At 70.9% G+C, this 9,817-nt stretch carries 9 protein-coding genes; 5 read left to right on the plus strand and 4 right to left on the minus strand.

Translation table 11 applies throughout. The features are described from left to right. Nucleotides 1-115: 115 nt before the first annotated feature. The 3 genes from purM to ACFCY1_RS41000 all read right to left on the minus strand — a co-directional run bounded on the left by purM (nucleotide 116) and on the right by ACFCY1_RS41000 (nucleotide 4,044). Nucleotides 116-1,201, minus strand: coding sequence for a phosphoribosylformylglycinamidine cyclo-ligase (gene purM, locus ACFCY1_RS40990; protein WP_049654082.1), 1,086 nt, complete (start codon nucleotides 1,199-1,201; stop codon nucleotides 116-118). Between the two features lie 82 nt (nucleotides 1,202-1,283). Beyond that, nucleotides 1,284-2,867: an amidophosphoribosyltransferase gene (gene purF / locus ACFCY1_RS40995; RefSeq protein ID WP_049654084.1), complete on the minus strand. Its 1,584-nt coding sequence runs from the start codon at nucleotides 2,865-2,867 to the stop codon at nucleotides 1,284-1,286. Between the two features lie 331 nt (nucleotides 2,868-3,198). Continuing rightward, nucleotides 3,199-4,044 (minus strand): diacylglycerol kinase, encoded by an 846-nt coding sequence (locus ACFCY1_RS41000; RefSeq protein ID WP_375877790.1) that lies wholly within the window; start codon nucleotides 4,042-4,044, stop codon nucleotides 3,199-3,201. 126 nt (nucleotides 4,045-4,170) lie between these two features. On the opposite strand from ACFCY1_RS41000, the gene ACFCY1_RS41005 reads away from it, so the two are divergent. After that, nucleotides 4,171-5,454: an adenylosuccinate synthase gene (locus tag ACFCY1_RS41005; RefSeq protein ID WP_049656442.1), complete on the plus strand. Its 1,284-nt coding sequence runs from the start codon at nucleotides 4,171-4,173 to the stop codon at nucleotides 5,452-5,454. Nucleotides 5,455-5,587: 133 nt separating this feature from the next. Next, nucleotides 5,588-6,190: a GNAT family N-acetyltransferase gene (locus ACFCY1_RS41010; RefSeq protein ID WP_049656440.1), complete on the plus strand. Its 603-nt coding sequence runs from the start codon at nucleotides 5,588-5,590 to the stop codon at nucleotides 6,188-6,190. Nucleotides 6,191-6,226: 36 nt separating this feature from the next. On the opposite strand, the gene ACFCY1_RS41015 is transcribed toward ACFCY1_RS41010, so the two are convergent. Beyond that, the gene (locus tag ACFCY1_RS41015) at nucleotides 6,227-6,358 is read right to left on the minus strand and encodes a hypothetical protein (RefSeq protein ID WP_259316694.1); all 132 of its coding nucleotides are present in this window, start codon (nucleotides 6,356-6,358) and stop codon (nucleotides 6,227-6,229) included. 371 nt (nucleotides 6,359-6,729) lie between these two features. Between ACFCY1_RS41015 and ACFCY1_RS41020 the strand changes: the two genes are divergently transcribed. The 3 genes from ACFCY1_RS41020 to metG all read left to right on the plus strand — a co-directional run bounded on the left by ACFCY1_RS41020 (nucleotide 6,730) and on the right by metG (nucleotide 9,749). Beyond that, nucleotides 6,730-7,578, plus strand: coding sequence for a helix-turn-helix domain-containing protein (locus tag ACFCY1_RS41020; RefSeq protein WP_375877791.1), 849 nt, complete (start codon nucleotides 6,730-6,732; stop codon nucleotides 7,576-7,578). Further along, nucleotides 7,575-7,775, plus strand: a complete 201-nt coding sequence (locus ACFCY1_RS41025) for a DUF397 domain-containing protein (RefSeq protein WP_049656434.1) — start codon at nucleotides 7,575-7,577, stop codon at nucleotides 7,773-7,775. The genes ACFCY1_RS41020 and ACFCY1_RS41025 overlap by 4 nt, the downstream gene beginning before the upstream one ends. Before the next feature lie 240 nt (nucleotides 7,776-8,015). Next, nucleotides 8,016-9,749 carry a methionine--tRNA ligase gene (gene metG / locus ACFCY1_RS41030; RefSeq protein ID WP_117488936.1) on the plus strand — a complete coding sequence of 578 codons (1,734 nt, stop codon included), beginning with the start codon at nucleotides 8,016-8,018 and terminating at the stop codon, nucleotides 9,747-9,749. Nucleotides 9,750-9,817: the final 68 nt, after the last annotated feature.

Below are 9,817 nucleotides of genomic sequence, written 5' to 3' on the forward strand. Positions count from 1 at the left end.
CCCCGACCACGTTGTCGGTGTCCGTTTTGTGTTGATTTTTTTTTTCACTCCCGCCCCGCGCCCCCCCCCCCCCCCCGGGGGGGGGGGGGGCCCCCCCCCCCCCCCCACCGCCGGGTCAGTTCGCCCGGAAGCCCTCGTAGGCGTTGTAGAGGGCCGCGCCGCCCTCGTGCTCCTCGCCGCGCTCGACGATGTCGCCGAGCAGCCAGGCCTCCACGCCGCGGTCCTCCAGGATCGACAGCACGGCGTCCACCGAGTGCGGCGGGACGACCGCGACCATGCCGACGCCCATGTTCAGCGTCTTCTCGATCTCCAGGGTGGCCACCTTGCCGACCTCGGCGACGGTCCGGAAGACCGGCAGCGGGGTCCAGGTGCCGCGGTCCAGGCGGGCGTGCAGGCCGTCCGGGACGACCCGGGCCAGGTTGGCCGCCAGGCCGCCGCCGGTGACGTGCGAGAAGGCGTGCACCTCGGTGGCGCGGGTGAGCGCCAGGCAGTCCAGCGAGTAGATCCGGGTCGGCTCCAGCAGCTCCTCGCCGAGGGTCCGGCCGAACTCCTCGACCTTGCGGTCCAGCTTCCAGCCGGCCTCGTTCAGCAGCACGTGGCGGACCAGCGAGTAGCCGTTGGAGTGCAGGCCGGAGGCGGCCATCGCGATCACCACGTCGCCGGCCCGGACCCGGTCCGCGCCGAGCAGCGCGTCGGCCTCCACCACACCGGTGCCGGCGCCCGCGACGTCGTACTCGTCCGGGCCCAGCAGGCCCGGGTGCTCGGCGGTCTCGCCGCCGACCAGGGCGCAGCCGGCCAGCGCGCAGCCCTCGGCGATGCCCTTGACGATCGCGGCGACCCGCTCCGGGACGACCTTGCCGACGCAGATGTAGTCGGTCATGAACAGCGGCTCGGCGCCGCAGACCACCAGGTCGTCGACGACCATGCCGACCAGGTCGTGGCCGATGGTGTCGTGCTTGTCCATGGCGGCCGCGATGGCCACCTTGGTCCCCACGCCGTCGGTGGCCGAGGCCAGCAGCGGCCGCTCGTAGTTCTTGAAGGCGGACGCGTCGAAGAGGCCGGCGAAGCCGCCGAGACCGCCGACCACCTCGGGGCGGTTGGCCTTCTTCACCCACTGCTTCATGAGCTCGACGGCGCGGTCGCCCGCCTCGATGTCGACACCGGCGGCGGCGTAGGTGGCGCCGTTCTGGTTGCTGGTCACTGCGTGCGGCCCTTTCGGGTCAGGTGGGGGTGGTTCGGAAACAGCGGTGGGGCCCCGGTTCGCGGGACCCCACCGTGCGTTCTTACGGGCGGCGCAGCGCGTCGGCCGCGCCCGCCCCGCCGAGCAGCGACTGGACGCCGTCCAGGTCGCTGCCGCTGGTCGGCTTGCCGCGGACGGCGGGCGGCTGCTGGCCGCCCTTGATCTCGGCCTCCAGCAGGAGCTTGCCGAGCAGCGCCGGGTCGGGCAGCTCCATCGGGTACTCGCCGTCGAAGCAGGCCCGGCAGAGCCGGTCCTTGGGCTGCTTGGTGGCCTCGATCATGCCGTCGATCGAGATGTAGGAGAGCGAGTCCGCGCCGAGCGTGCGGCCGATCTCCTCGATGGTCATGCCGTTGGCGATCAGCTCCGCGCGGGTGGCGAAGTCGATGCCGAAGAAGCAGGGCCACTTCACCGGCGGCGAGGAGATCCGGATGTGCACCTCGGCGGCGCCGGCCTCGCGCAGCATCTTCACCAGCGCGCGCTGGGTGTTGCCGCGCACGATCGAGTCGTCCACGACCACCAGGCGCTTGCCGGCGATGACCTCGCGCAGCGGGTTGAGCTTGAGCCGGATGCCGAGCTGGCGGATGGTCTGGCTGGGCTGGATGAAGGTGCGGCCCACGTAGGCGTTCTTCACCAGGCCGGAGCCGTACGGGATGCCGCTGGCCTCGGCGTAGCCGATCGCGGCGGGGGTGCCGGACTCGGGCGTCGCTATCACCAGGTCGGCCTCGACGGGCGCCTCCTTGGCCAGCCGGCGGCCCATCTCCACGCGGGAGAGGTGCACGTTGCGGCCGGCGATGGAGGTGTCGGGGCGGGCCAGGTAGACGTACTCGAAGACGCAGCCCTTGGGCTTGGCCTCGGCGAACCGCGAGCTGCGCATGCCGTTCTCGTCGATGGCGATGAGCTCGCCCGGCTCGACCTCGCGGATGAAGGAGGCGCCGCAGATGTCCAGCGCCGCCGTCTCGGAGGCGACCACCCAGCCGCGCTCCAGCCGGCCGAGCACCAGCGGGCGGATGCCCTGCGGGTCACGGGCGGCGTAGAGGGTGTGCTCGTCCATGAAGACGAGTGAGAACGCGCCCTTGACCTTGGGCAGCACGACCTTGGCCGTCTCCTCGATGGAGAGGTCCGGGTGGCCGGCGAGCAGCGCCGTCACCAGGTCGGTGTCGTTGGTCGCGGCGTTCCGGCCGGAGCGCGAGACGTGCTCCTCGCCGGGCAGTTCGGCGACCATGGCCGCCAGTTCGGCGGTGTTCACCAGGTTTCCGTTGTGCCCGAGGGCCAGCGAACCGTGAACGGTCGCGCGGAAGGTCGGCTGGGCGTTCTCCCAGACCGAGGAACCGGTGGTCGAGTAGCGGGCGTGTCCGACGGCGATATGCCCGTGCAAGGACCCCAGCGATGCCTCGTCGAAGACCTGGGAGACGAGCCCCATGTCCTTGAAGACGAGAATCTGGGAGCCGTTGCTCACTGCGATGCCCGCGGATTCCTGACCGCGGTGCTGCAGGGCGTAAAGGCCGAAGAACGTGAGCTTGGCGACCTCCTCGCCGGGAGCCCAGACACCGAAGACGCCACAAGCGTCCTGGGGGCCTTTCTCACCGGGAAGAAGATCGTGGTTGAGTCTTCCGTCACCACGTGGCACGCCTTCGAGTCTAGGGCAGTTGACCCGGGCTTCCGGACCCCGGGACTGCGGCTTTGTCCCGCGATCGCGAGTTAACGCGCGTAGACAAAACCCCTTACCGGTCCGGCATTTCGGGTGGGGGGAATTCCGGCGCGTGGCGGTTGGCCTTGCGGTTCGCGCCTGTTGGGGAGTTCGGTGTGCGCGGCGGCGGGGGTCGGGGTGCGGACGAACGTGAGCCTGCTCACCCGGGGTTCCCCCACCGGTCGCCCGGCGGTCGTCCGGCGGTCGTCCGCCCGTGGTTCCCCGGCTGCCCGCCGGTGGCTCCCTCGTCGGCCCGCCGGTGGTTCTCCCGTCAGGCCGCCGGCAGCAGCAGGCCCCAGGCCCCCGGGTGCACCGTCCAGGTCCGGGCCCGGACCGGGCCGACCGGGTGGCCGTCCGCCTCGTAGCCGAAGCCGCGCCCGACCACCGAGACGCTCGCCGCCCGGGCCCGCACCAGGGCGCCGGAGGCGGCGACCACCACGTCCATCTCGCCCGTTCCGTGCGAGGCGCCGGCCGGGAGCGTGACCTGGACCAGCCGGACCGGCCGGTGGACGTCCGCGAGCAGCCGGCCGTCGGCCTCGACCCGGACCCGGGAGCCGTGGTCGGTGCCGTCCGGGGTGAGTGCGTTCGCCTGCTCGGCCGCAGCCAGTTTCGCCCATAGCGAACGCCAGCCCCCCGGACGGCCCACCGGACGGCGCGCGGCCCCGCCGGTGATCCGCACCCCGCCCAGCGCCACCCCGCCGCCGTCGTCGACCAGCAGGTCCAGCCGGCGCGGCGCGCCCGAGAGCACCGCCCGCGCGGCCCGGACCGGCTCCCCCGGCACGCCGAGCGCGCGGGCCGCGACCAGCTCCTCCGAGCGGCCGACCGGAACCATCCCCACCGGTTCGTCGCCCAGCTCACGCTGGCGGTGCAGGGCCTGGAGCACCCGCTGCAGAGCGAGGTCGGAACCGATCACCACCGGTCGCCTCCGACCCCGGTGCGAAAGCACCCGGTCGAGCTCGGAAGGGCTCTCCGGAAAGACCACCTTGACGTCCGCTCCCCCGCAGAGCACGTCCTTCGCGATCCGCACCGACTCGCCGTCGGTCTGCCGGGCCACCGGGTCGAGGAGCAGCAGGAGCGGCTCCGGGCCGCCGGTAGCAGGCGTGGACAGGGACGACACGACCGGTCCTTCCTCAGGTAATCTCTCGGTGCAAGAGCCCCTTGCGCCATTGCGCCAGGGGCTTCGTCTATCTCGGGGCAGACTGCGGCCTACGCAGGATGCCCCAACCGGAAGGGGTGTACGCCTGTGCCGGCACTCGTGCTCGTTGGCGCTCAGTGGGGAGACGAGGGCAAGGGGAAGGCCACCGACCTCCTCGGTGGCTCCGTGGACTACGTGGTCCGCTACCAGGGCGGCAACAACGCCGGTCACACGGTGGTCATCGGTGACCAGAAGTACGCCCTGCACCTGCTCCCTTCCGGCATCCTCAGCCCGAACGTGACGCCGGTGATCGGCAACGGCGTCGTGATCGACCCGGCCGTGCTGCTCTCCGAGCTGGCCGGCCTGAACGACCGCGGCATCGACACCTCCAAGCTGCTGATCTCGGGCAACGCCCACCTGATCACGCCGTACCACCGCACCCTGGACAAGGTCACCGAGCGCTTCCTCGGCAAGCGCCGGATCGGCACCACCGGCCGCGGCATCGGCCCGACCTACGCGGACAAGATCAACCGCGTCGGCATCCGGGTCCAGGACCTGTTCGACGAGTCGATCCTGCGCCAGAAGATCGAGGCGGCGCTGCACGACAAGAACCAGATCCTGGTCAAGCTGTACAACCGCCGCACCATCCCGGCCGACCTGGTGGTCGAGGAGTACCTGGGCTACGCGGAGAAGATCAAGCCCTTCCTCGCCGACACCACCCTCGTCCTGGACGAGGCGCTGAAGGCCGACAAGGTCGTCCTGCTGGAGGGCGGCCAGGGCACCCTGCTCGACGTCGACCACGGCACGTACCCCTTCGTGACCTCGTCGAACCCGACCGCGGGCGGCGCCTGCACCGGCGCCGGCATCGGCCCGACCAAGATCGACCGGGTCATCGGCATCCTCAAGGCCTACACCACCCGCGTCGGCTCCGGCCCGTTCCCGACCGAGCTGCTCGACGAGGACGGCGAGGCGCTGCGCCGGATCGGTGGCGAGCGCGGTGTCACCACCGGCCGCGACCGCCGCTGCGGCTGGTTCGACGCCGTCATCGCGCGCTACGCGACCCGGGTCAACGGCCTCACCGACTTCTTCCTCACCAAGCTGGACGTGCTGACCGGCTGGGAGCAGATCCCGGTCTGCGTCGCGTACGAGATCGACGGCAAGCGCGTCGAGGAGCTCCCCTACAACCAGTCGGACTTCCACCACGCCAAGCCGATCTACGAGACGCTGCCGGGCTGGACCGAGGACATCAGCAAGGCGAAGACCTTCGCCGAGCTGCCGAAGAACGCCCAGGCGTACGTGAAGGCGCTGGAGGAGATGTCGGGCGCGCCGATCTCGGCCATCGGCGTCGGCCCGGGCCGCGACGAGACGATCCAGATCAACTCGTTCATCTGAGCCTGATCCTCGGCTGACACTTCGAGGGCCCCGCGGGATCCGTCCCGCGGGGCCCTCGTTTGCCTCGCGCGGCAGATTTGCACTAGTGCAAACATCTCTTGCTTCTAGTGCAGGGCGGCGCTACGTTCGGATCATGACCGCGAAGCTGCCCTCACCCGTCGTCCTCACCGGCCGCCACATCCGCCTGGAGCCGCTGGAGCGCCGCCACCTCGCCGACCTCTGGACGGCCGTCGGCTCCGACCCCGAGGTCTGGCGCTGGACCATGCACCTGCCGCCCGTCTCGGAGCAGGAGTTCGGCGCGGTCCTCGACATCCGCGTCGCCGAGGCGGCGGCCGGCGAATCGGTGAACTTCGCCGCCGTCGACCTCGCGAGCGGCCGGGCCGTCGGCGTCACCGGCTACCACGACCTCAGCGCGCAGGACGAGTCCGTCGAGATCGGCGGCACCTGGTACGCCCGCTCGGTCTGGCGCACGGCGGTCAACACCGAGGCCAAACTGCTGCTCCTCTCCCACGCGTTCGAGGACCTCGGCATGGGCCGCGTCTTCTGGAAGACCGACGCCCGCAACGAGCGCTCCCGCACCGCGATCCAACGCCTCGGCGCCCAGTACGAGGGCACCCTCCGCCGCCACCGCCGGCGCCCCGACGGCACCTGGCGGGACAGCGCCTACTTCTCGATGCTCGCCGAGGAGTGGCCGGCGGCCAAGTCCCGTCTGACCGAGCGGCTTTCACGGGGCTGAGCCGCCGGACCGGCGGAGTGCGAGGGGGCGCGGAGGCTATTTCCGCTCGCCTCGGGCGGAATGGCCGGCCGCGAACTCGCGCTTGGCCGCGCGGGGTTCACAGGCCTGGATGTTCACCAGCCAGACCAGCCAGCCGACGAACAGGACGGCGAGCAGGAGCGCCGACAATCCGGCGACGAGAAGCGCATTCACCGGGATGCGGAAATGCGCCGGGGTGGATGGGGCCGGTGGGGAGGGCCGAGGGGCGTGGGGAGTGGCATGGCTGTCTCCGGTCGGTGATTTCGGGCGCCGCGACCATGCATCTGATGTGTCATTACGGCCGAATGTCGGCTGTTAGACGACTGTTTGACGACTGTTTAGGCGGCAACAAGTCAGTGAGTGACACGGATGACCATAGGGTCAAGGTGCCAGAGTTGCTACCGAGCGGGAAGACGTTCACTCCATCGTGGGGTATCCCCCATTTTGGTAGCTAGGGCCCGGTACGCGCGGCACACTTCACCGGAAGCATCGACGCGAGCCGCGACCCGGAGAAGAGAGTCATGCCACCCCGCTTGTCGCCGACCGTGCGCCAGCAGCGCCTCGGGATCGAGTTGCGCAGGATGCGCGAGCTCGTGGGCGTCACGCCCAAGAGCCTGGCCGCCACCATCGGCACCGACCTGCCCAAGATCTCCCAGATGGAGAACGGGAAGTCGGGCATCAGCGCCGAGCGGCTCCGGATCTGGGCGCACACCTGCGGCTGCGAGGACGGCCCTTACCTGGACGCCCTGTTGGCGATGACGCAGGACCGGCGCAAGTACTGGTGGGACGGCTACCGCGGCCGGCTGCCGAACGCGATCATCGACATCGCGGAGATGGAGCACCACGCCTCCTCCCTGTCCATCCTGAACAGCACCTTCATCCCCGGCCTGCTGCAGACCCCGGACTACGCCGCCGCGGTGTTCGAGCGGCTTCCCCCCCAGTACCGGCAGGAGGCGGACATCCGGAAGGCGTTCCGGATCCGGCGCCAGCAGATCTTCGTCGACCACCCGAAGCCGTACAGCGCATTCCTGCACGAATCCGCGCTGCGCATGCAGTTCGGCGGCCCGGACGTGCTGCGCGACCAGCTGCGGGGCCTGCTGGAGAATTCCGAACGACCCGGGGTGGAGATCCGGGTGATCCCGTTCAGCGTGCCCACCTACACCGGCTCCGGGGAGAGCCTGTACCTCGCCCGCGGGCCCGTCCCGGAGCTCGACACCGTCCAGATCGATCTCTCCCACGGGCCGACATTCGTGCACACCCAGGTCGAACTGGCCTCCTACCGCCGGATCAAGGAGGAGACCGCGGCGATCGCGCTCGGACCGGACGAGTCCCGGGAGTTCATCCGGTGCTTGCTGAAAGACTTCACATGAGTACCTGGCGCAAGGCCTCGGCCAGCGGTGAGAGCACCGACTGCGTCGAGGTCAGAGCCGCGGGCGAACTGGTGGAGATCCGCGAGTCGGACCGGCCCGAGGTCGTCGTGCGGACCACCCCGCGCAAGTGGGCCGCCTTCGTCCGCGGGGTGAAGTCCGGGGAGTTCGACCGGTACGGGGACTTCACCCGACCCTGATGCCCGACCCTGACGTCCGACCCTGACGTCCGACCCTGACGTCCGACCCTGACGTCCGGCCATGATCCCGGCCGTGATTCCCGACCCCGCCCGGCGCGTACGGCGGCGCCGCCGACCGGCCCCGCTCCTTGCGCCCCGGCCCCCGCTCCTTGCCCTAGGCTGGCAGCCCACAGTGGACCCTGCGCCCGACACGGCACTCCGGGTGGGGTGCGCGTGCGGGAGAAATCGGAGCATCCGAGGATGGCTCGGCACCTGATCACCAGCGCCCTTCCGTACATCAACGGGATCAAGCACCTGGGCAACATGGTCGGGTCCATGCTCCCGGCGGACGTCTACGCCCGCTACCTGCGCCGACGCGGGCACGAGGTGCTGTTCATCTGCGCCACCGACGAGCACGGCACGCCCGCCGAACTCGCCGCCCAGGAAGCCGGATTGCCGGTCGCGGAGTTCTGCGCCCGGGCGCACGACGCGCAGCGGGCGGTGTACGACGGCTTCGGGCTCTCCTTCGACCACTTCGGCCGCAGCTCCTCGCCGCAGAACCGGGAGATCACCCAGGAGATCGCCCGCGAGCTCCAGCGCAACGGCTTCATCGAGGAGCGCGCGATCCGCCAGGTGTACTCCAACGCCGACGGCCGCTTCCTGCCGGACCGCTACATCGTCGGCACCTGCCCGCACTGCGGCTACGACAAGGCCCGCGGCGACCAGTGCGAGAACTGCACCCGGGTGCTGGACCCGACCGACCTGCTGGAGCCGCGCTCGGCGATCAGCGGCAGCGCCGACCTGGAGGTCCGGGAGACCCGCCACCTGTTCCTGCTCCAGTCCAAGCTCACCGAGGAAGTCGAGGACTGGATCGACGCCCACGCCGACGACTGGCCGGTGCTGGCCTCCTCGATCGCCCGCAAGTGGCTGACCGAGGGCCTCCAGGACCGCTCGATCACCCGCGACCTGGAGTGGGGCGTCCCGGTGCCGGCCGACGTGTGGCCCGAACTGGCCGCCGAGGGCAAGGTGTTCTACGTCTGGTTCGACGCCCCGATCGAGTACATCGGCGCCACCAAGGAGTGGGCGGACGCGGCCCCGGCCGGGCACCTGCGGGACTGGAAGTCCTGGTGGTACGAGGCCGACGAGACCGTCCGGTACACCGAGTTCATGGGCAAGGACAACGTCCCGTTCCACACCGTGATGTTCCCGGCCACGCTGCTCGGCTCGCGCCGCCCCTGGAAGAAGGTCGACTACGTCAAGGCCTTCAACTGGCTGACGTACTACGGCGGGAAGTTCTCCACCAGCCAGCGGCGCGGCGTCTTCGGCAACGACGCGCTGGACCTGCTGCCCGCCGACTACTGGCGCTACTTCATGATGGCGCACGCGCCCGAGTCGGACGACTCCAGCTTCACCTGGGACCTGTTCGCCTCGGTCGTCAACAAGGACCTCGCCGACACCCTCGGCAACTTCGTCAACCGGGTGCTCACCTTCAGCCGCAAGCGCTTCGGCGACGACGTCCCGGGCGGCCACGCCCCGGGCGAGGCCGAGCAGCGCCTCGGCGAGCAGGTCGCCGGGCTGCTCGCCGAGTACGAGGCCCAGCTGGACGCGCTCAACTTCCGCAAGGCGGCGCAGGCCCTGCGCGCGCTGTGGAGCGCGGGCAACGCGTACCTGGACGAGAAGGCGCCCTGGCTCCAGGTGAAGACCGACCCGGAGGCGGCGGCGCTGACCCTGCGCACCGCGATGAACCTGATCCACCTGTACGCGGTGGTCTCCGAGCCGTTCATCCCGACCACGGCGGCGGCCATGCGCGGCGCCTTCGCGCTGCCCGCGGACTCGCCGGCCGCCACCCGCGACTGGATCGGCCCGGAGGAGGCGCGGGCGCTGGACCTGGTGCCGGCCGGGACGGCGTTCACGGTGCCGCCGGTGCTGTTCGCCAAGATCACGGACGAGGACCTGGCGGCCTGGACGGAGCGCTTCGGCGGCTCGGCGGGCTGAGCGGCGGGACGGCTGAGCGGCTGGACGGCTGCGTGACGGCGGCGGGGCCCGGGGTGATTCCCGGGCCC

Source organism: Kitasatospora sp. NPDC056273 (assembly GCF_042268845.1).
GTDB lineage: Bacteria > Actinomycetota > Actinomycetes > Streptomycetales > Streptomycetaceae > Kitasatospora.

Coding starts and splice junctions, on each gene's coding strand:
- ACFCY1_RS41010 (WP_049656440.1), top strand. CDS start 5,588: ATGACCGCGAAGCTGCCCTCACCCGTCGTCCTCACCGGCCGCCACATC.
- ACFCY1_RS41020 (WP_375877791.1), top strand. CDS start 6,730: ATGCCACCCCGCTTGTCGCCGACCGTGCGCCAGCAGCGCCTCGGGATC.
- ACFCY1_RS41025 (WP_049656434.1), top strand. CDS start 7,575: ATGAGTACCTGGCGCAAGGCCTCGGCCAGCGGTGAGAGCACCGACTGC.
- metG (WP_117488936.1), top strand. CDS start 8,016: ATGGCTCGGCACCTGATCACCAGCGCCCTTCCGTACATCAACGGGATC.